This is a genomic window from Bradyrhizobium sp. CCBAU 53415, assembly GCF_028128735.1.
Classification (GTDB): Bacteria; Pseudomonadota; Alphaproteobacteria; order Rhizobiales; family Xanthobacteraceae; genus Bradyrhizobium.
Map to the genome: position 1 here is coordinate 288696 of NZ_LBJF01000001.1, position 22430 is coordinate 311125.

Below are 22430 nucleotides of genomic sequence, written 5' to 3' on the forward strand. Positions count from 1 at the left end.
GTTGCGCGCGCAAGCACGTCAGAGGTGCCGAGCGCGCAAAACGAAGCAAATAGCTTCCCTTTGACCGGCAATTCCGGTCACCTCTCCCTAGAGCAACACCGGAAGGATACCCTATGGCTCTTTTTAAGAGAGAGCCCGCAGACGTTCGCATGCGGGCCGAAATCACTACCATGCAGACCTGCAAAGCCGACCTTTCCTCGCAGTTCGATGAAGCAACTGCATCCAAAATGGCAGCAAGCGACGATCTGCTTGCCGCGCACAAGAACGGCGACGTTTCGAGTGCCACGATCACGAAGATGGAAGATCGGCTCGCACTCACGGAGCGACGCATTTCGTCGCTCAAATCTGCAATCGCTGATATCGATCGGAAGATCACTGATGCGGAAGCCGCATTGGCTGAGCATCTAGCCAGCGAAGCTGCCGAGAAAGCGGCTACCGCCCTCAATCACGATCATCAGGTATTCGCTGCCAAGCTCAGCGCGTTCCTTGATGCCGCAGCCGAGCTGATGCCGGCCGCTGCAAAACTCGGCGAACACGTGTTCACCGCTCAGGAGCTTGCAGGCTTGGCCCGCAGCATCAGTGCGGAAGTGCCAATCGCAGCTCGACGCCTCGAAGGCGAAGTCACTTACACCTGCGATCTGATCCGGCGCGAACGGCCGACGCGGTACGTCAAGGTTGATCGCGCGGCCTAACCGGCAAGCGCAATCACCATGGCCACATCCCAACGTCGGCCCATCAGGAAACGTCACTATGAAATTGAAAAACCTCGAAGGGCGTCGCTTCGCGCAGAGCGGAGCCGCGCCCCGTACCTTTAATGCCGAGCAGCGCACCGTCGATGTGGTCCTCAGCAAGGGCAGCCCCGTGCAGCGCAGCTACGGCACCGAGCGGCTGCGCATCGCGCCGGATGCCGTTGACCTGTCCCGGCTCGAAAGCGCTGGCATTCCGCTGCTCGACAGTCATACGCAGCGCGGCATCAGCAACGCTATCGGCCGCTTCGTCCGCATCTGGTTCGAGGGCGATACACTGCTTGGCCGGGTCCAATTCAACAAAACCCCGCAGGGCAACGCTGCGCTCGGCATGGTCGAGCGCGGAGAGATTACTTCTGTATCGGTGGGATACGTTGTCTCGCGTTGGGAGATCAAGGATGAGGCATCGGGCAAGGTGCTCGATCCTGACAACGACCGCATTCCGTCTGATGCCGATTTGACCTTCACCGCGACCCGCTGGTCCCTCCTTGAAAGCAGTCTAGTGAGCGTGCCAGCCGACCCGCAGGCCGTAGTTCGCTCTTTCGACGGTGCCACTCCGTCACCGGATCATGCCGCTCGAAAGCGCATGCAAGCCCGCCAGCGCATGCTCGATCGCCGCTCAATTCCCGTCACTCGCGTGGCAGCGAAGCCGCTTCCGCCGCGCAATTCCAAGACTCGCGACGAACATGTCGCCACACATATGGAGCACACCTCAATGATCATTCGCGATGAGAGAGAAGGCGTCGCCGACGCGATGCAGATCGCACTCACCACGCGCATCCTCGCCAGCAGCGGCTTTGACTATCAGGGACCGAAAGACCGATACGGCAGGGCGCACTTCGAGCAGCACAGGGATCAAGCTCGCCAGTATCTTGGGCTTTCGCTCGTCGAGATGGCCGCTACTTGCATTGGCCATCGCGGGCACACGTTCTCCATGAGCACAGTTGATAAGCTCCGGGTGTTCGAGCGCGCCTTCCAGAGCACGTCGGACTTTCCGAGCATTTTCCAGAACGCGCTCAATACGAGCCTGCTCGCGCGCTACACGCTCGTGACTCCGACTTACCGCGAACTCGCGGTTGAGCGGCCCTTCAAGGATTTCCGTCCGCATCCGCAGGTTCGCGCGGGCGAATTCCCGATGATCCAGCCGGTGCAGGAGAACGGTGAACTCAAGGTCGGCGGTTCGATCGACGGCGGCGAGAGCACCTCGGTCACCCCGTATGGCGTCGTATTCACCATCTCCCGGCAGATGCTCGTGAACGATGATCTCGGTGCGATCGACCAAATCCTCGCGTCGGCCGGTGAGACCGTTCTCATCTTCGAGAACGATACGTTCTTCACGATGTTCAACGGCAACCCGGTCCTCAAGACCGACAACACCGCAGTGTTCGCGGCCGGTCACGGCAACCTCGCCGGCTCTGGCGCTGCGCCTTCGGTTTCGACCGTCTCCGACGCTCGCAAGGTGCTGCGTGGCATGAAGTCGCTCTCGGGCAGCTTCCTCAACGTGCCTCCGGCCATTATCCTCGCCGGCCCGGATCAGGAAACGGTCATCGATCAGCTCGTGGCGACGATCACCCCGACCTTGACCGACTCTGTGAACCCGTATTCCGCCAAGCTGCGTGCGGTGTCCGACGCCAACATCGCCGATACCAGCTGGTACGTTTTTGCCGATCCGAAGCGCGTTCCGTGCTTCATTTATGGCTTCCTCAATGGTGCTTCCGGTCCTCGCACGACCGTCGCGAGCCCGTTTGGTCTGCAAGGCGTGAAAGTGAGCCTGGAGCATGATTTCGGAGTCGGTGCCGTGGATTTTCGCGGCGCTTATCGCAATCCCGGTGCCTAAAGCACTGATTTGATCGACGGCGAGCATCTAGCTCGCCGCTTCGCTCCAGAGGAAATCTGCATGAAAAATCAGTACCAAGTTCACGGCGACCATATCGACGTGATGCTCCCGTACAACTGCGAACCCGGCGATGGTGCCCTCATCGGCTCGATGTTCGGCGTATGCGCGAATGGCGGCCTTGTAGGCGCGGACGATGTGCTCGTCGTGGCGGGTGCTTTCGTGCTCACGAAGCACAGCTCGGAAGCGTGGAGCGTCGGCAGTGCGATCTATTGGGACAACATCAACAGGAATTGCACTACGACGCCCACCGCGAACACGTTGATCGGCGTCGCCATACTCGACGCTACGAACCCGTCAGCGACCGGCGTGGTGCGCCTTAACGGCTCGTTCTCTTAAATCCCAGCGGCCTTACCTCGTCGGGTTTTCTTTGATCTTTACCGACGACGAAACTGGCTGGGTCGCGGGGCTGGAGTGTGCAACGGCCTCCTCCCCGCGCCTTTTATTCCTCAGACTTTCCCTCCGTCGCAACGTATCCTCAAGCGCGAAGGCGGGAGCTTGCGCGTCATGCTTACCTTGGCCGGAGCTGTGGTCTAACCATTCGCTTGATCTGGCCCTTGCTGGACTCCCCGATCCCTCAATGCCTCGTAGAGCTGCGCCGGGCCTAAGAGCACATCCTTCAATCCTTCACGCACCTTCTCGGAGTCGATGGCCTGCTTGCTCATGCTGGTGTGAGCTGCCAACGCATCCATCACTGCGTTCATGATCTCTTTTGAGAGCGTTGGCGAGTTGGCGAATTGCGCTTTAGTGTTGTTGTTGGCTTGAAGAACTAGTTCCTCGGACTCTAGCAGCTTGCCCTTAATGACGTTGGGATAGGCGAGTCTATCACCATCGGTCAGGTCGCCCTCGAACAAGTCGTTAACTTTGGCGATGATCTCTTCCAGTCGCGCCTTCTCCTTCTCATGCAGCGACCCAGAGCCAACCTCCGAGAGAGGTGTCAGCTTGGGTGCCTCGCCTCCCGCTAGAGCGAGTTGACGCTTGCCCTGATCTTTTATGCTGTGGTGGGTGAGCTTCACTTTCGAGAGGTCGATCCCTTCACGTTCGCGACCAAACTCCAGCAGGGGGATCAAACGCCGATAGAACATGAACCGCTTCTCGATGGCAGTGTTGCCGTAATCGAAGATTTGCGACAGGAAGCTGTACAGGCGTTGGAATGCGCTCATGTCTCCCTTGAACAGGATGAGCGCATTGATCTCGCCGTTCGCCTCCTCAATGGCCTTGGTGTCGTTCTTCGCTTGTGCGGTCTGCAGCTTCTCCTGGGCCTGCTTGAACCGCCTCAAGAGCCGATCCACCACGGGCTCAAGGGCTGCAATCAGATCACCCTGCTTGGCCTTGGGGTTCATCTCGACTGCGGCGACGCGATCCACCTCGAACTCGTCGTAGTGCCCGGACGCATCGAGCTTGGCCCGGAGATCGTAGACGAGGTTGGGGTCGGTGACGCCTCCCAACTCGGCCGTTTCGTAGTACGTCTTGAACGCCTCCAGCACCTCTTCCGAGCTATTGACGAAGTCCAGCACGTAGGTCGTGTCCTTGCCGGGATAGGCGCGGTTGAGCCGTGACAGCGTCTGCACCGCTTGGATGCCGGCCAAACGCCGGTCTACATACATGCCGCAGAGCAGGGGCTGGTCGAACCCAGTCTGGAATTTATTTGCGACGAGGAGGATTTGAAACTCGTCGCCCTTGAAGGCATCGCGAATGTCGCGCCCGTTGAGGCCGGGGTTAAGGGACTTGCTGGTCTCGGTGAGGGGATCAGCGCCGGACTCACTGTCATTCACTTCGCCTGAGAAGGCGACCAGCGTCCCGATCTTATAGCCACAGGACTTAATGTATTTCTCGATGGCGAGCTGCCAGCGCACCGCCTCAAGGCGGCTCCCCAGCACAACCATGGCTTTGGCGCGGCCCTCCAGCAGCGGAGCAACGGTCTCGCGAAAGTGCTCGACGACGATCTGCACCTTCTGGCTAATATTATAGGGATGCAGGCGAACCCAGCGCATGATCCCCTTTAGAGCCGCATCACGCTCGACTACCTTGTCATCCCACTCCTTGCCGTCGTTAGCGAGACGGAAGGCTAGCCGGTATGGCGTGTAGTTTCTCAGCACGTCGAGGATGAAGCCTTCTTCGATAGCTTGCCTCATCGAGTAGATATGGAACGGGACGGGCAGATTATTGTCGCCAACCGGCTGATCGGGCTTCGGTGGCCGCCCGAACAGTTGCAGCGTCTTGGCCTTGGGGGTCGCGGTGAAGGCGACGTAAGTGATGCCCTTGTCGTTTGCGCGAGCCGCCATCTGCGCCGCCAGCATATCCTCGGTGCTGACCTCTCCGCCGTCTCCCAGCTCGCCCAGCTCTTCGGGCGACAGCACCTGCTTGAGCATTGCCGCGGCTCCGCCGGTCTGCGACGAGTGCGCCTCGTCCGCAATCACGGCGAACCGCTTGCCCTCAGTAGCCGCAAGCCTGCGGACCTCCTCTAGCGCAAACGGGAAGGTCTGGATCGTACAGACAATGATTTTCTTGCCCGCCGCCAACGCCTCGGCGAGCTGTCCGCTCTTGCTTGCCCCTTCGGACTTAATCGTAGCAACCACGCCAGTCGTGCGCTGGAAGTCGAATAGGGCATCTTGAAGCTGGGCGTCGATGACGTTGCGATCTGAGATCACAATGACGGTCGAGAAGAGCTTTTGGTTAGTGGCATCGTGCAAGTCGGCGAGGAAGTGCGCCGACCACGCGATAGAGTTGGTCTTTCCTGATCCTGCCGAGTGCTGGATGAGGAACTTTCCACCCGCGCCTTCCTCAAGGACCTTGGCTTGCAGCTTCCGGGTTGCGTCGAGCTGGTGGTAGCGAGGGAACACAATGCTGGTGATCTTTTTCTTGTCGTCGCGCCGGGTGACGAGATAGCGGCCGATGATCTCCAGCCAGCTATCGCGTTGCCAAACCTGTTCCCAAAGGTAACTCGTGCGATGACCGGCCGGGTTCGGCGGGTTTCCCTTCGCTCCGCGGTCGCCCATGTTGAAGGGTAGAAAGGTCGTCGCAGGCCCGGCAAGCTGTGTCGTCATGTGGACTTCGCTGTTGCTGACCGCGAAGTGGACTAAGGCCCCGCTGGGGAAGCTCAGCAACGGTTCGACAGCTCGTCCCTTCGGTCGAGGATCGCGGTCGAACCTATACTGGTCGATGGCATCGTCGATGCTCTGGGTGAAGTCGGTCTTGAGTTCGGCGGTCGCCACCGGGATGCCGTTGAGGAACAGCACCAGATCGAGACAGTTCTCGTTTGCTGACGAGTAGCGGACCTGCCGCGCCACGCGCAGCCTGTTTGCCGCGTAGCGAGCAAGGATGTCGTCGTTCATTGCGAGCGCGGGCTTGAATTGGGCCAACGCAATCGGCTGGCGAAGCCCGATCAGCTCGACTCCATGGCGCAGCACATCGAGAGTGCCGCGATCATCGAGCTGCTTACGGATGCGATCCAGCAGGGTGCTCTCCGCACTCGCGCCGTGGTTCTTCGAGAGCGTCTGCCATGCAGTAGGCTGCGTGGCTTGCACCCAGGCGATAAGATCAGCCGGGAAGAGAGCGCGAGGACGGTCATAGAGGGCTGCATCGCCCTTTTCATAGAACCAGACGTGCGCGGCAAGATGGCCGCAAATCTCGTCTTCGAAGCTGATCTCCTTGTGCAAGGTCATGCGGCCGCCACGTCAGATATTGCCACGTTGGTTTTGACCAGTTCGCGCACATCGATCTTGCCGGTGACGGCGGCGGAGATCAGGGCAGAGCGGCGTTCTTGAAGCAGCGAGACTGCTTTTTCCGTTTCCGAAATAAGACCATCGAACTGCGCTGTCTTGGATCGCAGCAAATCAATTATTTGGCGCTGCTCGTCTAAGGGTGGTTGGAGCACTGCAAATTTCCGCAACATCTCAAGTGTGATTTCCTTGAACGTCGCTCCCTTTCCCAATCGTTCAAATTGCCCGATAGCGGGTGAGCTACGCAGGAAATAGAAAATGAACTCATTGAGCACCGAAGGTCCGGGGCTAAACTTCGCGGTGCCCTGCGTTAGGTTGGCTCCGTCCAAAAACGCGGGAACGATCAGAGGCTTTCCGATGGTCGCCCTGATGGCAATGACCACATCGCCCGTCGTCACCTTAGACCGAGCGTATGCGGCGTCTATTTCACGAGAAGTTCTCAGATACCCGTCGCATGGAAGTTGATCGCCTGCCATGTCAGAGGTTCGGATGTACGGTATGCCGCCTTCGATGTCCGGGCCTGCTTGCACGATGCCGTAAGTAATGCTTGTACCCGCACGAGCGACACGCCTCAATTGGGTTACTTCCCAATGCTCTGGCACTTCGCCGAGCCAATCAACGCCTGAAGATTTCATGGCCGCGTTGGGAATGATGCCCTTAGTTACAGCGTGGGAGATGACGGTCTGGCGCTTCTCCTTGAGTAGTTCGATCAGACGCTGTTGCTCGTCCACCAGCGCATCGATCTTGGCCGTCTCACGGTCGAGGATCGCGGCGATGGCGATCTGCTCCGCAAGCGGCGGAACAGGCAGCACCACACTGCCGATCATTCGAGCATTGAGATTAGCGAGCCCGGTGGTCGAGTTGGAGAGTAAGTCGAACTGTTCTCGAGCCAGCCTATGATTGAGTATGTACCAAGCCAACCGGGGAGAGAGCGAGGGCTTTGTCCGAAGACGTTGCATAAAGTTTGAGAAACAGCAGCCGAGCTTCTCGACTTCATCATCTACCAGCGTTGTCTTGCCTATATGAAGGGAGCTTCCGCTCGATTTGGTTAGCAGCAAATCGCCTGTCTTGAGAAGAGCACCAGCTCGATCTCCTGGGCTCAGCTTTCTACGAGCAGGGTCTTCAATAATCCACCGGCCATCAACGGTCTGCTCGGTAGATCTCAGGACAATCGTCCCAGCTTCTCCATCGTTGTCAGGATCGTCACCCCAAACTCCCCCATCGTTCCGATCCAAATAGCCCTTTAATCGACCCACTTTCCAATGAGCTGGGAGCTTTCCGAAAAGCTCGACGCCGCTATCGTTGTACTTCTCGTACTGCGGGAAGCTCATGCCGCGAGGCCCTCGATCATCGCTTTGATGCGAGCGGAGACCCTTGCCAAATCGGCGTCGATCTCTTCGAGCGGCCGCGGTGGCTCGAACACGTAGAAGTGCCGATTGAATGGGATTTCATACCCTGTCTTGGTCTTCTCCTCATCGATCCACGCATCGGGAGCATGAGGCAACACTTCGCGCCGGAAAAAGCTCTCGATCTCCTCCGACAATGGTACGTTCTCGGTGTCACGCAATGCGCTATCCGCTTGCGGCTTGCCTTTTTGCTTACCCTTGACGCTGAGTAAAACTTCACCCTTTTCGTCGCGCAGAGGCCGCTCCACCGTGAGGGAACGATAACCAAAAATTTCATTTGGGAAGATGCGGGACAGCGGTGCGAGCTTCACCTTGCCGCCCTTGGGGGCTAATGGGGGGCGCTCACCCTTGAGCACGATCTCTTGCCGTGACTCCTTACCCTCAGTGTCAATTAGCGTAGCGAGCTGAGCCTCGACGAAGGAACCGAACAGCCTCGTTACTTCGGCGATGTGTGCCTCACTCATTTGCTTGCGCTTGGAGCCGAGGCTCCTGCGCATCTTTTGCCAGAGCGAGGAGGCGTCTATGAGCTGAAGCTGTCCTTTGCGGTGGGCTGGCTTGCGGTTTGAGACGATCCAGACGTAGGTGGAGATGCCGGTGTTGTAGAACATGTCAGTTGGCAGGCCGACAATGGCCTCGACAAGGTCGTTCTCTAGCAGGTAGCGGCGAATTTCACTGGCACCTGACCCGGCTCCGCCCGTGAACAATGCCGAGCCGTTGAGAACGATACCGAACCGGCTGCCGCCATCTGAGGCTGGCCGCATCTTCGACAACAGATGCAAGAGAAACAATAGAGAGCCATCAGAAACACTCGGCAACCCGGGACCGAACCGGCCGTTGAACCCTTGGCTCTCGTGTTCCTTGCGGACTTCTTTCTCGACCTTCTTCCACTCCACGCCAAACGGAGGATTGGAGAGCATGTAGTCGAACTTGGCGCTGGGGTGCCCGTCCTCCGAGAGCGTGTTCCCCGCGACGATGTTGGCGACATCCTGACCCTTGATCAGCATGTCCGCCTTGCAGATCGCATAGCTTTCGTCGTTCAGCTCCTGTCCGAACATGGTCAAGCGAGCCTGCGGGTTCAGCGCGGCGAGATGTTCGTCTGCCACCGAGAGCATTCCGCCTGTGCCAGCCGTAGGATCATAGATCGTGCGGACCACTCCGGGCTTGGTCAGCACCTCGTCGTCCTCGACAAACAGCAGGTTGACCATCAGCCGAATGACTTCGCGCGGCGTGAAGTGTTCACCGGCGGTCTCATTCGACAATTCGGCGAACTTGCGGATCAGTTCCTCGAAGGCCAGTCCCATCTCGTGGTTGTCAACGGCCTCAGGGTGCAGGTCGATACCGGTGAACTTCTCCGTGACCAGATAGAGCAGGCCGCTCTTCGCCAGCTTGTCGATCTGGGCCGAGAAGCTGAACCGCTCGAAGATGTCGCGCACCGCAGGCGAGAATGCCTGAACGTAGGCGTAGAGGTTCTGACTGATGTGGTCCTGATCACCGATCAGCTTCCGCAGATCGAGGTCAGAGGTGTTGTAGAAGCTTTGGCCCGACGCGCGGATTAAGAACGGGTCGGGGTTGAGCCCGGCTTTCTTCTTAGCCCCGAACTCGGCAAGCACCTTTGGCTTCGTTGGCTCAAGCACACAGTCGAGGCGACGAAGCACCGTAAACGGCAAAATGACTTTGCCGTAGTCAGATTGTTTGTAATCGCCGCGCAATAGGTCGGCGACCGACCAGATGAACGACGACAGATTTTGGTGGTTCACGAATTGCCCCCGGAGGTTGCCAGACCAACCGCTCCCCGAAGCAGTTACGGCAAGTGGATCATTATGCGATCAGGTCGCATTAACATGCGCGACTCGGACATGCGGTTCAAGGTATTCCTTTGTACAATCTAAGGGTTACGCCGTGGTTGCTCGCTTTCGACTCGCGAGGCGGCTGCTCCCTTTGGGCGGCTACTCTTGCGGCTTGTCCGATGGGTCTGCCTGCGGAAGCGCTGTCGGCTCACCCTTTTTATCGACCTCGAACTTGGCTTCACCAGCCTCAATACCCTTCTTGGCCTTCTGATAGGCCCAGTCTGGAATTTGCGGGCTATTGCTATTGAGCTCGTTCTTCCGGTCTACCAATTCCTTGAGCTTGGTGGTGAGGACCGCGTCGGAGTCCTCCTGCCAGCAATCAACCGACCAAAACAGACGGCTGTCGTTGTTGAGCTTATCGAAACCGTGAGCGGCACTCAGGTGCGCGTTCTCACGGTCGTTCGGATTGAGGAAGGTGCTGATGCCGGAGAGGATCGCCACGGCGAGGGACAGAAGACCGGCAACGGTCTTCACCACCGGGTAGGTCTCGGCGTACTGCGAGAATGTCGCCGCGCCGACCAGGGCCGAGATGATGACCACGGGCAAGCCGAGCCATAGATGACGGTTTGACCACCCGCTGGCGGCGCAGTGGTGCCCCTTCATCGAATACAGGGTGCTCTCCTCAAGGCGCTTCGCCTCGCGGATAACCTCCTCCAGGGCCTTTGAGGCAGGCCGCTCCCCGGTCTTTTGCTCAGCCATAGGTCGGGAAATAATCGCTGATGAGTTGTTGCCATTGCTGGAGTGCCGCCTGGAGCTGGCCGCGCACAGCGAACTGTTCTGCGCGCACCGCCTTCTCGTGGGCGGTGTTGAAACGCCGGGTCGCTTCCTCAAGCTTTGAATGGGAATTGATGTAGCTGCCGATGTCGTCGCCGTAGCCGGCGGGATCGAGGTTCTTATTCCTCACCAGCGTTCGCGCCTTGTCGAAGAAGAAGCGCAAGCCAGATGGGAAGTCGGTGATGCGCACGTTGTTCAAGGCTTCGAGCGCGAGCACTTCAAGATGGAAGGAGCGGAAGAACGAGCCGTTGCTCCTGTTCCAGCCCTTAATCATCTTCACCAGTGGGACCAGGTCCCCGGCGTGCGCCTTGTTGGCGTCGGCCATGATGGTCACATGCTTCTTGGGGTCGGTCTCAAGCCACTTCCCGGTCATCGAATTCGGGATCAGGTAGCCGCCGCCGTTCCTGTAGAACCCCGGCACCACGTCAATTACAAAATCCGAGAACCTGACGGTAACGGCTTGGCCGTTGCGGCTGATATCCGGGGTACGAGTATAGGTCGAGAGCAGCGTGCGCTTGGTGAGGTCGAGCAACCCTGCGGGGCCGTAACTGTGATAGCCAGGATCCAGGACCACGAAGATGTCGATGTCGGCCTCGGATAACGGGGCGATCATTGTGGACCTGGCGTAGGAGCCGGTCTGGAAGTCCTCCAGTACCGTGAAGCCGCCGCTCATGGTGTTGCGCACGCCCTGCTGCCGGGTCGAGACGGTGCTCGCCTGCAGCCCGGTGATTTCGAGGTTGCTTCGCAACTGGGCGAACCCAGCTGCAATGGTCGTGGCCATGGTGGTGCTCGGGTTGGGGTGCAACCCTGATATAGCGCGGAATGGTCAGGGCGGTCGTGCTGAGCCCGAGTTATCCCCTCTTGACTCTGAGTTCGTGCTTTGTTCTCTTGGGCAAAATCCCAGGTTAGGACAATGCCCTCCATCGAATTCATTCGGTCGGAAATCGCCCGCATGCGGCTTCGAATTGGCCGCCAGCGCAAGGAAATCCTACAGCTCCAGCGAGCCGGGATAGGTACGGCCTCGGCCGAAGCCCTTCTCTCTCGTATGCAGGCCAAGGTGGATCACCTCGTGGCCCAGCGCGACGAGTTGAAGAGCACCGTTCCACGGGAGAAGAAGACGCGCGTTCTAGGAGGCCGGAAGTGGTAGGCGAACGACCAAGGTATTTCACTGATATGGGGAACCCGCCAGAGTTCCTTGAAGTCGCTCGAACATACGCGCCGCCTGTCCACCCGCGAGGGGTGGTGTCGTTGGGCATATTGAGGCCATCCAGGTCGCCATCGAACAGTACGCCGAGGCTGCATTACTCTGGGCTCGGCGCGAAGACCCACCGCGCAGCTCGTTTCACCTTACGCCAGTAATACTCGTAAAAACCCGGCCTAACCAAATGAAACGTCCGGTACTCAAAAAGCCGCTTAAATCCATCAATAATAATTCGGACCCCGCCCACAAAGGCGACGACGCTCGCCAACAACGAAAAATTTGTCGAGTCTAGTATCAACCCCTGAACTGACAATGTCGAACCAAGGGCTATTTCAACGACCGGGTAGAGTTTCGCCTTGCGAGCTTCCCTCAAATACCAAGCAACGTAACCCACAAAGATGGCGCAAAGCGCAAGCTCAACCACTGACGCCCACTTGGGCTGGTGAGTAAGCACTGGAGACAGTTCTTGAAATAACCAGTACGTCCCAAAGGTGCCCGCTGTGCTTAGCACGATAACCAGCAGGGCTGCCCCAATCAGTTCGGGCAAGTAGACTTTGTTAGGCTCGTTTTTTAAACGCTCCAAATATCGCTGCCGGCGCTTCGCATCGCGAACCAACTTTTCGATCCGACGGCGCTCGCGTTCTTCTTTGGCTCGTCGTCGCTCTTCCGGAGTCTCTGGCGGTAATTTTTCGACATAAATCACATGGGCCTCCCCCATCGAGAGAGTAAAGCAGTTATATTTATTTGCAGAACTTCTATGAAAATAAAAGCTGCTCTAAAGAGGTGCTGGTCCCTTGAGAAGGGGTGATCAATTGACAGTAAATCTGGATGGCTCGATCTGCGACGGCCGCCACCAGATGCCGGTCAGGGTCTACTTTGAGGACACTGATTTCGGCCAGATCGTATACCACGCCAACTATTTGCGGTTCATGGAGCGGGGCCGGACGAACTACCTGCGGCTGTTAGGGACTGACCATCGCGGGCTGTTCGAGGAAGGCGGGGGCGGCTTTGCCTTCGTCGTGCGCTCAATGAAGATCGAGTACTTCAAGCGCTCGTGATCGACGTGATCACGGCACCAGAGGAGGTGAGGGGGCCTCGATTACCTTGCACCAGCGTCAGGGTGGCATTCGTCTCGGCTGGCAAAGCTCAGCGGATACCCAAGCGCCTGAGGGATGCCATGGAAGCAGGCGTTAGAGGAGCTTCTCAGGTCCGCTGACAATTGGCTTTGAAAGAGGCCGCCAACTGAGGCGGCCTTACACTCCCGCCGGCCCTTTTCGCTCAAGCATCGCCATCTCAACCTGGTCCGCAAGCATGGTCAGATGGCTGGCGATGCGGTCGAAAATCGTGCGCTTATGGGGATCGGTCGCAAGGTCCCGGATCAGAGCCGCTTCGGCCGCGTCTTTTCTTAATTTTTCGATTTGCGCCAAATAATCCTGCATTTCCGCACCCCACCAAAGCGGTGCGAAGGCATCATTGGCTTCGCGGGTAGCAGAGCAATTTAGGACAGCCCGCAATTCAACTTAGGACACAGGGCTCGGAATACGGACAGCACCTCCTGATAGATAGGAACAAAAAAGGAACGAGGACATCTGCGGACCATTTCTGGGTGGCCCGCATTCGGATGTGGCCTCGTCCTACGCAGCCGACCGCCACCGCCCCAGCGAAATGCAGGGCTCAGCGTGTAGCGATTTGTTAAACTCCGGTTTCCCCGAGCATACCTACCACCTCAAATATCCGGCGCCGGGCAAGCCGGAGCTCGCTGCGCAAGCGAAGGCGCTGCTCGCGCGAGCGGGCCTCGATTGCCGGGAGGATCCCAACCAGGGTTTCGATCACGGCACTTTCGTTCCGCTCGGGCTGATGTATCCGAACGCCGACATGCCGATCGTGCTGCTCTCGCTGAAATCGAGCTACGATGCGGCCGAGCACGTCAAGATGGGACAGGCCATCGCCTCGCTGCGCGACGAAGACATCCTGATCGTCGGCAGCGGGCTGACCTATCACAACATGCGCGGCTTCAACCGGCCGGAGTCCAAGCCGGTCTCGTACGACTTCGAGGCCTATCTGAACGAGGCGATCAGCAGTCCCGATGCGGCGCATCGCAATGCGATGCTGATTGCCTGGGAGAGCGCGCCCAGCGCGCGTCTTGCGCATCCGCGCCAGGACCATCTGCTGCCGCTGATGGTGGCTGCTGGTGCTGCCGGCAGCGACGTCGGACGCCGCGTCTTCGTCGACGAGGTCGCGAATGTGGCGATGGCGTCGTATGTGTTCGGCGGGTGACGCTTCCTTCTCCCACAAGGGGACAGGGTCATCCTCAACCGTATTTCAGCTTCATGAACAGAATGCCGCCGGCGAGCAGCATGGTGATGGCGTTGGCGGCGACCAGCGGCGCATCTCCGCTGAGGAGGCCGTAGACGAGCCAGAGCGCCAGGCCCAGCACCATGACCAGGAACATGCCGAGCGAGATGTCGCCGGTGGAGCGCGTCTTCCACACCTTGATGGCCTGCGGCGCGTAGGCCACGGTGGTGCAGGTGGCGGCGGCAAAGCCGATGAGCTTGATCACGAGGGGTTCCATGCCGTTTCTATAGCATGGATTCGACCATGGTCATGCCTCACGCGCGGGCCGCCATGAGATCGCGATACAGCGCGGCATAGTCGCCGGCGCGGTTGCGCCAGGAGACGTCGGTCGCAAGCCCGCTTCGTTGCAGCCGGCGCCAGGTCGGCTTGTCGTGGAAGACGATGTTGGCCTTGCGCAGCGTGCCGGCGAGGGCATCCACTGTCACAGGAGCGAATTTGAATCCCGTGGCATCGTGGCCGGACGCATCGGCTTCGCCGATATCGACGATGGTGTCTTCGAGGCCGCCGACGCGGGACACGATCGGCACGGCGCCATAGCGCAGCGCGCAGAGCTGGGTCAGGCCGCACGGCTCGAACCGCGAAGGAACGACGAGCGCGTCCGAGCCGGCCTGGACCAGATGCGCCAGGATTTCGTCATAGCCGATTACGACGCCGATCCGACCGGGATTGGCGCGGGCCGCGGCCTGATAGCGGTCCTGCAGATCGCGGTCGCCGCTGCCGAGCAGTGCGAGCTGCATGCCTTCGCCCAGGATGGTCGGAATGGCCTCGAGCAGGAGATCGAGCCCTTTCTGCCAGGACAGCCGGCTGATGACGCCGAGCAGCGGCGCCTCGTCGGAGGAATCGAGGTTGAACTGCTGCTGCAGCACCGCCTTGTTCGCGGCCCGGAACGTCAGGTCCTCCGCGCCGAAGCGGTAGGCGAGGTGCGGATCTCCTTGCGGATTCCACACCGATATGTCGATGCCGTTGAGGATGCCGCTCAGCACGCTGGACCGCTCGCGAAGCAGACCACCGAGCCCCATGCCGCCTTCGTCGCTCTGGATTTCCTTCGCGTAGGTCGGCGATACCGTGGTGATGCGATCGGCGAATCGCAATCCCGCCTTGAGGAAGCTGATGCCGCCGAAATATTCCAGGGCCTGAACGTTGAACGCATCCCAGGGCAGGCCGATCGCACCGATCAGCTCGCGCGCGAACCTGCCCTGGTAGGCCATGTTGTGAATGGTCATCACGGTGCCGGGCCGCGGACGATCGTCGTAGTGCAGATAGGCCGGCGCGAGCCCCGCCTGCCAATCGTGCGCGTGCACGATGTCGGGCACGAAGGCCGGAACGAGGCCATGGCCGATATCGGCGGCGATGCGCGACAGCGCCGCGAAGCGCACGCCGTTGTCCGGCCAGTCGATGTCCTCGGCGGTGACATAGGGGTTGCCGGGCCGCGCATAGAGATGCGGCACGTCTAGCACGAACAGGTCGAGCCCCTCATACGAGCCCGCCAGCAGCCGTCCGGGGCCGCCGAAATAATCCGGCCAGCGCCGGAGCTCCTCTGCCCCCGACATCAGGCGCATCACGTCGGGATAGCCTGGCATCAAGGTCCGCATCTCGACGCCACGCGCCTTCAGCGCAACCGGCAGCGCGCCGGCGACATCCGCAAGGCCGCCGGTCTTGACGAGGGGATAGACTTCAGAGGCGACCGCGAGGACGCGAACAGGCGTCATGTATTGAGCCTGTCGATCATCGGCTGGGTGATCAGCGAGATGCCCTGCTCGGTGGTGCGGAAACGCTTTCCGTCGAACTCGGGATCCTCGCCGACGACGAGACCCTCCGGGATCTCGACGCCGCGGTCGATCACGACGTTCCTCAAGCGGGCACCGCGACCGACATTCACATAGGGCATGATCACGGCGTTTTCGACATTGGCGAAGGAGTTGATGCGCACGCCGGTGAACAGCAACGAGCGGCGCAGCGATGCGCCGGAGATGATGCAGCCACCGGAGACCAGCGAGCTCACCGCCTGGCCGCGCCGGCTCTCCTCGTCGTGGACGAATTTCGCGGGCGGCGTGATCTCGGCATAGGACCAGATCGGCCAGGCGCGGTCGAACAGGTCGAGCTCCGGCACGACGTCGGTGAGGTCGATATTGGCGGCCCAATAGGCATCGACCGTGCCGACGTCGCGCCAATAGGCGCGCTCGTCGCTGCCGGAGCGGACGCAGGAGGTCGAGTACTGGTGCGCCATCGCGCGCCCGTTCTTGACGACGTAGGGGATGATGTCCTTGCCGAAATCGTGGTTCGAGTTCGGATCTTCGGCGTCGCGTTTGAGCTGGTCGAACAGGAATTTTGCGTCGAATACGTAGATGCCCATGCTGGCGAGCGAGACCTCTGGCTTGCCCGGCATCGGCGGCGGATCCTTCGGCTTCTCCAGGAACTCCTGAATCCAGCCGTTCTCGTCGACATGCATGATGCCGAAGCCCGAGGATTCCGCCCGCGGCATCTCGAGGCAGCCAACGGTGACGTCGGCGCCGCTCTCGACGTGCTGGCGCAGCATCACCTCGTAGTCCATCTTATAGATGTGGTCGCCGGCCAGCACCACGATGAAGCGGCAGGCGTGGGATTCGATGATGTCGATGTTCTGGTACACTGCGTCCGCCGTGCCGACGTACCACATGGTCTCGGAGACGCGCTGGCTGGCGGGGAGGATGTCGAAACTCTCGTTGCGTTCGGGGCGGAAGAAGTTCCAGCCCATCTGGAGATGGCGGATCAGGCTGTGCGCCTTGTATTGGGTCGCGACCGCGATCCGACGAATGCCCGAGTTCACCGCGTTCGACAGCGCGAAATCGATGATGCGGGACTTGCCGCCGAAATAGACCGCGGGCTTGGCGCGCCGGTCGGTCAGCTCCAGGAGCCGGCTGCCGCGACCGCCAGCCAGGACGAATGCCAGCGCCTGACGGGCAAGCGGCTCGGGTCTCGCGGCACTCATGTCATCCTCCCACAACTCTGGCGCTCGCGAGAAGCCTCCCCCGGCCGCGCACATTGGAACCGATAGTAATGGCACGAATAGTAAATCGTGAAGGTGGTTGTTGGTTGCGAATGCACGGGAAGCTTAATGCTTTCCGGATGATCGGGCCTCAGCCGCCGTCGCGCCGGTGTCACACGCGGCGAGGTCGTTGGCCTTCGCCGGGCACCGGTTGATCAGAACGGAGGCACGCGTCTTGTGCGGTGCACGCAAATTCCAGGCTTTGACTTGGCGCAACGATGCCCGATCATGATGCTGCGATCCTTTTCCAAGCGAAAGGTCAGACAGGGAGTAAGACGATGAGGATCTGGAAGACGGCAATTGTCTGTTCGCTGGCCGGCGTGGTCATGGCGGGCCAGATCGGGCAGGCCGCGGCGGGCCCGATGCCGACCAACGTCGCGACGATGAAGGCTGCGGCCGGCGACAATGTCGCGCAGGTGCATTGGCGTGGCGGCGGATGGGGATGGGGTCTCGGTGGTTTCGCCGCCGGCGCGATCATCGGCGGCGCCCTCGCGGCCGGCGCCCCCTACGGCTATTATGGCGGCCCCTACTATGGCGGCTATGGATATCCGGGCTACGGCTATGGCTATGCCCCGGCGTATTACGGTTACGGCTACGGGCCGGCCTATGCCTATCCGCGATACTATGCCTATCCGCGATATTATCGGCCCTATCGTCCGTATTACAGCTATGGCTATTACCGGCCGTACCGTGCCTATCACCGTCACTATTACCGGAGATGGTGAGCACCGCGCGGCTAGAACGAGAGCCACACGATCAGGCTCGTGCATATTGGATGGGTGAGCAGGATTGCAGCGAGATGCAGGTGGGCCGGGCTTGAGGCGAAGCCCCGCGCATCTCGGTGTCTTTTGTCGTGCCATATCTGATCTCGCGCTGGTCCGCGCGGTGAGTTTCGTTCGGCGAGAATAAGAATAGAATACGAGCCATCGTTGGTCGATTTGACCAAGGCCCGTTCGGCAGATGCAGAGCATCGAAGTCCGCAGGCTGGTTGCAGGCTGGTTCTTCACGAACGGTAACAATGTGTGATGGCACCGCCGCCCATCGACCGGCGATCTTCCAGGAACCTTTGGGAACAAAGCGACGTTGCAGCGCCGGGCAGGCCAACCGGGGAGCGGTGCCGTGCGAGCGCAGCCAACACTATTGCTTGGTCTCGTAACTTCGTCTCTTGCCTTCATGTCGGTTGCAAATGCCGAAAGCGGGCTCGCCTCCTATTACGGATACGGGAAGGCCGGCAGAGGCGGCGAGTTGACCTGCGCCCATCGCACGCGCCCGTTCGGCAGCGTGCTTAGGGTGTCCTATAGCGGGCGCACGATCCAATGCCGCGTCAACGATCGCGGTCCCTTCATCCGCGGGCGCATCGTCGATCTCTCGGTGCCGGCCGCCCGCGCGCTCGGCATGATGAGCGCGGGCGTGGTGCGGGTCTCGGTGGAATAGGCGTCTGAGCGCGCTATAGTGCCGCCCCAAAGCAAGGGGGGCGCCATGGCCAGGATAAGGGTGGGACTCGTCGGCTGCGGCTTCGTGTCGGAGCTGCACATGTATGCGTTCCGGCGCGTCTACGGCGTGGACGTCGTGGTCGTAGCGGTTGCGGCGCGTGGCGACCACGTCGTTGAGTTCGCTGATCGGCACGATATCCCGCGCGTCCATCGCAGCTTCGCCGATCTGATCGCGGACGCAGATATCGACGTCGTCGACATCTGCACGCCGCCCAGTCTTCATGCCGGGATGATCGTCGGCGCGATGCAGGCCGGCAAGCATGTGATCTGCGAAAAGCCTTTCGCTGGCTATTTCGGCCGCGAGGGCGACGAGCAGCCGATCGGCAAGCACGTGCCGAAGGCGCTGATGTATGAGCGCGTGCTGGAAGAGATGGACGCGACGCGCGCCGCGATCGAGCGGACAGGAAGACTCTTCATGTATGCCGAGGACTGGATCTACGCGCCGGCGGTGACCAAGACCGCGGAGATCATCAAGGCGACCAGGGACAAGATCCTGTTCATGAAGGGCGAGGAAAGCCATTCCGGCTCGCACGCGGCCCATGCCGCGCAATGGACGATGACCGGCGGCGGCTCGCTGATCCGCATGGGCTGCCATCCACTTTCCGCCGTGCTCTATTTGAAGCAGGTGGAGGCCAAGGCGCGCGGCGAGAGCATCCGCGTCGCCAGCGTCACTTGCGACGTCGGCAACGTCACAGCCGGCCTCAAGCCCGAAGAGCGCAGCTACATCAAGGCCAATCCCGTCGACGTCGAGGATTGGGGCACGCTCACGGCGACCTTCTCCGATGGCACCAAGGCCACCGTATTCTCCGGCGACATGATCATGGGCGGCGTGCGCAATCTGATCGAGACCTATACGAGTGGCGGCTCGCTGTTCGCCAACATCACCCCGAACACGCATCTGATGAGCTATCAGACCAGCGAGGAAAAGCTCGCGGGCGTCTACATCACCGAAAAAGTCGACCGCAAGACCGGCTGGCAATATGTCTGTCTCGAGGAGGAATGGACGCGCGGCTATCTCCAGGAGATCCAGGATTTCATGGAATGCGTCGCGACCGGACGACAGCCGCTGTCGGACCTCGCGCTCGCCTATGAGACGATCAAGGTGAACTACGCCGGCTATTGGGCGGCGGAGGAGGGGAGAAGGGTTGTGCTGTAGGCGCGCGCTTCTCTTACCCTGCCCTGGAGGGGAGGATGCAGCGCGCCGCCCCCTATGCCCCGTAGGTCGAGCCCTTCGGCAGCGGGAATACCGGGTCCTTTGTCCTGATGTTGGTCGGCCACACCACCGAGATATGCTCGCCCGCGTTCTGCATCACCACCGGCGTCGAGCGTTCGTTCTGGCCGGAGAGCGGCGTGCCCGGCGGGAAGAACTTGACGCCGTAACCCTGGATGGTGCCGCCGGCGGGAATGTCGACGTCGAGCGCCGCTTTGCGGACAGCCTCGGGCTCGAAGCTGCCGTACTTCTCCTTGGCCACCGGCAGCACGTTGTTGAGCAGCACCCAGGTCTGGTTGAAGCCCATCGAGCAGTGTGGCGGCACGTCGGTGGCGCCGGTCTTGGCCTGGTAGCGCGAGACCATGGTCTTGATCAGATCGCCCATGCCCGGCGCGAGCTTGGCGGGATCGAGCAGCTGCGCCGGCACCGGGTCGATGTTGCAGAAATTGTCGATATCGGCCCCGAAAGTCGCGCGCAGCTTGTCGAGCTGGCTGTAGCCGGCGCCGGCCCCGAACAGCATCTTGAAGCGCAGGCCGCTCTCGCGCGCCTGGCGCAGGAACAGGGTGATATCAGGGTTGTAGCCGGCATGCGAGATCACGTCGGCCTTGGCGCGCTTGATCTTCGTGACGAGCACTGAGAGGTCGGGCGCCGAGGCCGAGTAGCCTTCACGCAGCACGACCTGGATGCCGGCCTGCTTGGCATAGGCTTCGTCGGCCGTGGCGACGCCGACGCCGTAGGGGCCGTCCTCGTGGATCAGCGCGACCTTGACGTCCTTGCGGTCCATGCCGAGCTTGGCTTTCGCATGCTCGTTGATGAAGCTTGCAAAGGCCTGCCCGTATTGATCCGAATGGATTTGCGCGCGAAACACGTATTGCAGGTTCTTGTCCTTGAATACGGCGGTCGAGACCGCGGTCGTGATCCAGAGGATCTTCTTCTGCTGCTCGACCTTGGCCGCGAGCGGCACCGCATGCGAGCTCGCATAGACGCCGTTGAGGATGTCGATCTTCTCCTGGCTGATCAGGCGTTCGGCCTCGTTGATCGCAACGTCGGGCTTGCTCTGGGAATCCGCGGCGACTGGAGCAACCTTGGTCTTGCCGCCGATACCGCCCTTCTCGTTGACGAGATCGATCGCGATCTGCGCGCCGATCGACGAGGCGACCGAGCCGCCGGCGGCGAACGGGCCGGTGAGGTCGTAGATCAGGCCGATGCGCAAATTCTCGGCTTGCGCCTGGGCCCGTGTCCAATCGAAGCTGAGTGCGGCGGCGGCAGCCGCCGAGCTCTTCAGCAGCTGCCTGCGTGAAGTCGGCATCCTATCCTCCCTCAAAACCGTCTTATGATTGGTTGTTGTTTTTTGCGAAGTATGGGGAGGGGGGCGGCGGAAAGTCAACATGGCGAAAGGTCGACACGCGGTGCGCCGCCGTACAACGCATCTGCGAAAGACGAAAGAGGCCCACCGCTCCCTGCGGAGCGATGGGCCTGACGTCGGTACGAACCGGCTACTGCGACAGCTTCACGAAGTCGGGAAACTTGAGCTTGCCCTCGGCGATCTTCTCGGGCCAGACCACGACCTGCTTGGAATCCTGCCACTGGAAGACGAGGCCGGTGACGGTGCCCGGCCCCGACTTGATGCCGTGGGTGAACTCGTCGTTCTTGCCGTAGAACTGGATCTTGCCGATCGTGCCCTCGTAATCGGTCTTCTCGAGCTCGGCGACCATCTTGTCGGGATCGGTCGAACCGGCGCGCTTGATCGCGTCGGTGATCATGTAGACCTCGTCATAGGCGGTATAGCCGGTATAGGCCGGCGCGCTGCCGAACTTGGCCTTGAACGCCGCTGCGAACGGCTTCGTCTTGGGGGTGACGGCCACATCGGGCGTTGCCACTGCAAGCGAGGGGATGCCGTCGGCGGCGCCATTGGTGTCCTTCCAGAAGGTCGGGCTCAACGCCTGCGCGCTGATGCCGAACATCGGGATCGGCACCTGCTGGTTCTTCCACTGCACCGTCGGCTGCACGCCGACATGCGAGATGCCGGTGACGATCACGTCGGGCTTCTTGGCCTCGATGTTGTTGAAGATCGGCGTGAAGTCGGTGGTATCGGGCGAGAAGCGGACGTGCTCGACGACCTTGAGACCCGCCTTGGGCAGGCAGGCTTCGTAGCCGACGTCGAGCGGCTTGGTCCACGCAGCGTCCTCGCTCATGATCGCGACGGTCTTGAACTTGAGCTTGTCGACCAGGAGGTCCTTGGCGGCGTCGCAGACGAGCTGGGCCTGAGCGGCCGAGGTCAGATAGCCGTGAAACGTGTACTTGTTCTTCTCGTAATCGTTGTGGATCGCCTTGGTGATCTCGTTCGAGGCGGCGCCGGGCGTGATCAGCGGCATCTTCAGCCGCGCCGCCCAGGGCTCCAGCGCCAGCACCACCTCGCTGATATAGCTCGCGATCACGGCGGACACCTTGTCCTCGCTCACCGCGCGCTGAAAGGCGCGCACGGAATCCGCCGAGGAGCTCTTGTTGTCGTAGGTGACGATCTCGACCTTGCGGCCGAGAATGCCGCCCTTGGCGTTGATCTCGTCGGCCGCGATCTGCGCGCCGCCCGGCGTTGCCGCGCCCGCGATCGACTGAACCTCGGCGATGACGCCGATCTTGATCGGGTCGTTCGACTGCGCGTAGGCGGGCGCCGCGAAGCACAGCACCAGCGCGGAGGTGAGCAGGCTGCCGAGAACTGAAGGTCGCATGGTCGTTTCCCTTTCGTTGTTTTGCTAT

At 60.7% G+C, this 22430-nt stretch carries 19 protein-coding genes and 2 pseudogenes; 9 read left to right on the forward strand and 12 right to left on the reverse strand.

Annotated elements, in window-relative coordinates; all coding sequences use genetic code 11:
* Nucleotides 1–113 precede the first annotated feature (113 nt).
* Genes XH87_RS01225 through XH87_RS01235 form a run of 3 tightly spaced genes read left to right on the forward strand, consistent with a single transcriptional unit; the run spans nt 114 to nt 2979 of the window.
* Nucleotides 114–692, forward strand: coding sequence for a hypothetical protein (locus XH87_RS01225; protein ID WP_271585860.1), 579 nt, complete (start codon nt 114–116; stop codon nt 690–692).
* A gap of 58 nt (nt 693–750) precedes the next feature.
* Nucleotides 751–2583 carry a phage major capsid protein gene (locus XH87_RS01230; RefSeq protein WP_271585861.1) on the forward strand — a complete coding sequence of 611 codons (1833 nt, stop codon included), beginning with the start codon at nt 751–753 and terminating at the stop codon, nt 2581–2583.
* Nucleotides 2584–2643: 60 nt separating this feature from the next.
* On the forward strand, nt 2644–2979 hold the full coding sequence (locus XH87_RS01235; protein ID WP_271585862.1) for a DUF2190 family protein: 336 nt from the start codon (nt 2644–2646) through the stop codon (nt 2977–2979).
* 194 nt (nt 2980–3173) lie between these two features.
* Here XH87_RS01235 and XH87_RS01240 read toward each other — a convergent pair whose 3' ends face one another.
* The 5 genes from XH87_RS01240 to XH87_RS01260 form a co-directional block, all read right to left on the reverse strand.
* Nucleotides 3174–6305: a type I restriction endonuclease subunit R gene (locus tag XH87_RS01240; protein ID WP_271585863.1), complete on the reverse strand. Its 3132-nt coding sequence runs from the start codon at nt 6303–6305 to the stop codon at nt 3174–3176.
* The gene (locus XH87_RS01245) at nt 6302–7693 is read right to left on the reverse strand and encodes a restriction endonuclease subunit S (protein WP_271585864.1); all 1392 of its coding nucleotides are present in this window, start codon (nt 7691–7693) and stop codon (nt 6302–6304) included. The genes XH87_RS01240 and XH87_RS01245 overlap by 4 nt, the downstream gene beginning before the upstream one ends.
* Nucleotides 7690–9525 (reverse strand): type I restriction-modification system subunit M, encoded by a 1836-nt coding sequence (locus XH87_RS01250; protein ID WP_271585865.1) that lies wholly within the window; start codon nt 9523–9525, stop codon nt 7690–7692. The genes XH87_RS01245 and XH87_RS01250 overlap by 4 nt, the downstream gene beginning before the upstream one ends.
* Nucleotides 9526–9714: 189 nt before the next feature.
* Entirely contained in the window at nt 9715–10314 is a 600-nt protein-coding gene (locus tag XH87_RS01255; RefSeq protein WP_271585866.1) for an SLATT domain-containing protein, read from the reverse strand.
* Complete coding sequence (locus XH87_RS01260; RefSeq protein WP_271585867.1) at nt 10307–11170, reverse strand: CBASS oligonucleotide cyclase; 864 nt, start codon at nt 11168–11170, stop codon at nt 10307–10309. Before XH87_RS01260 ends, XH87_RS01255 begins: the two co-directional genes overlap by 8 nt.
* Nucleotides 11171–11302: 132 nt before the next feature.
* Here XH87_RS01260 and XH87_RS01265 point away from each other — a divergent pair, with 132 nt between their 5' ends.
* Nucleotides 11303–11536 (forward strand): hypothetical protein, encoded by a 234-nt coding sequence (locus XH87_RS01265; protein WP_271585868.1) that lies wholly within the window; start codon nt 11303–11305, stop codon nt 11534–11536.
* Between the two features lie 154 nt (nt 11537–11690).
* Here XH87_RS01265 and XH87_RS01270 read toward each other — a convergent pair whose 3' ends face one another.
* Nucleotides 11691–12293: a hypothetical protein gene (locus XH87_RS01270; protein WP_271585869.1), complete on the reverse strand. Its 603-nt coding sequence runs from the start codon at nt 12291–12293 to the stop codon at nt 11691–11693.
* Nucleotides 12294–12402: 109 nt separating this feature from the next.
* Here XH87_RS01270 and XH87_RS01275 point away from each other — a divergent pair.
* A pseudogene (locus tag XH87_RS01275) lies at nt 12403–12806 on the forward strand (thioesterase family protein).
* Between the two features lie 37 nt (nt 12807–12843).
* Here XH87_RS01275 and XH87_RS01280 read toward each other — a convergent pair.
* Entirely contained in the window at nt 12844–13029 is a 186-nt protein-coding gene (locus tag XH87_RS01280) for a hypothetical protein (RefSeq protein WP_271585870.1), read from the reverse strand.
* 262 nt (nt 13030–13291) lie between these two features.
* On the opposite strand from XH87_RS01280, the pseudogene XH87_RS01285 reads away from it, so the two are divergent.
* Nucleotides 13292–13867: pseudogene (locus tag XH87_RS01285) on the forward strand (DODA-type extradiol aromatic ring-opening family dioxygenase); the annotation flags it as partial.
* Between the two features lie 34 nt (nt 13868–13901).
* Here XH87_RS01285 and XH87_RS01290 read toward each other — a convergent pair.
* Genes XH87_RS01290 through glgC form a run of 3 tightly spaced genes read right to left on the reverse strand, consistent with a single transcriptional unit; the run spans nt 13902 to nt 16913 of the window.
* A complete protein-coding gene (locus tag XH87_RS01290; protein ID WP_035705801.1) occupies nt 13902–14162 on the reverse strand; it encodes a SemiSWEET transporter in 261 nt (86 codons plus the stop codon).
* A 37-nt stretch (nt 14163–14199) separates the two neighbouring features.
* On the reverse strand, nt 14200–15654 hold the full coding sequence (gene glgA / locus XH87_RS01295; RefSeq protein ID WP_271585872.1) for a glycogen synthase GlgA: 1455 nt from the start codon (nt 15652–15654) through the stop codon (nt 14200–14202).
* Nucleotides 15651–16913 carry a glucose-1-phosphate adenylyltransferase gene (gene glgC / locus XH87_RS01300; protein WP_271585873.1) on the reverse strand — a complete coding sequence of 421 codons (1263 nt, stop codon included), beginning with the start codon at nt 16911–16913 and terminating at the stop codon, nt 15651–15653. Before glgC ends, glgA begins: the two co-directional genes overlap by 4 nt.
* A gap of 335 nt (nt 16914–17248) precedes the next feature.
* Between glgC and XH87_RS01305 the strand changes: the two genes are divergently transcribed.
* From XH87_RS01305 to XH87_RS01315, 3 genes are all read left to right on the forward strand, one after another.
* Entirely contained in the window at nt 17249–17695 is a 447-nt protein-coding gene (locus XH87_RS01305; RefSeq protein WP_271585874.1) for a hypothetical protein, read from the forward strand.
* 394 nt (nt 17696–18089) lie between these two features.
* Nucleotides 18090–18404 (forward strand): septal ring lytic transglycosylase RlpA family protein, encoded by a 315-nt coding sequence (locus XH87_RS01310; RefSeq protein ID WP_035705814.1) that lies wholly within the window; start codon nt 18090–18092, stop codon nt 18402–18404.
* Between the two features lie 45 nt (nt 18405–18449).
* Nucleotides 18450–19619, forward strand: coding sequence for a Gfo/Idh/MocA family protein (locus tag XH87_RS01315; protein ID WP_271585875.1), 1170 nt, complete (start codon nt 18450–18452; stop codon nt 19617–19619).
* A 52-nt stretch (nt 19620–19671) separates the two neighbouring features.
* Here the strand turns inward: XH87_RS01315 and XH87_RS01320 are convergent, their stop codons facing one another.
* The gene (locus XH87_RS01320) at nt 19672–20982 is read right to left on the reverse strand and encodes an ABC transporter substrate-binding protein (protein WP_271585876.1); all 1311 of its coding nucleotides are present in this window, start codon (nt 20980–20982) and stop codon (nt 19672–19674) included.
* 187 nt (nt 20983–21169) lie between these two features.
* Complete coding sequence (locus XH87_RS01325) at nt 21170–22402, reverse strand: ABC transporter substrate-binding protein (protein ID WP_271585877.1); 1233 nt, start codon at nt 22400–22402, stop codon at nt 21170–21172.
* Nucleotides 22403–22430: the final 28 nt, after the last annotated feature.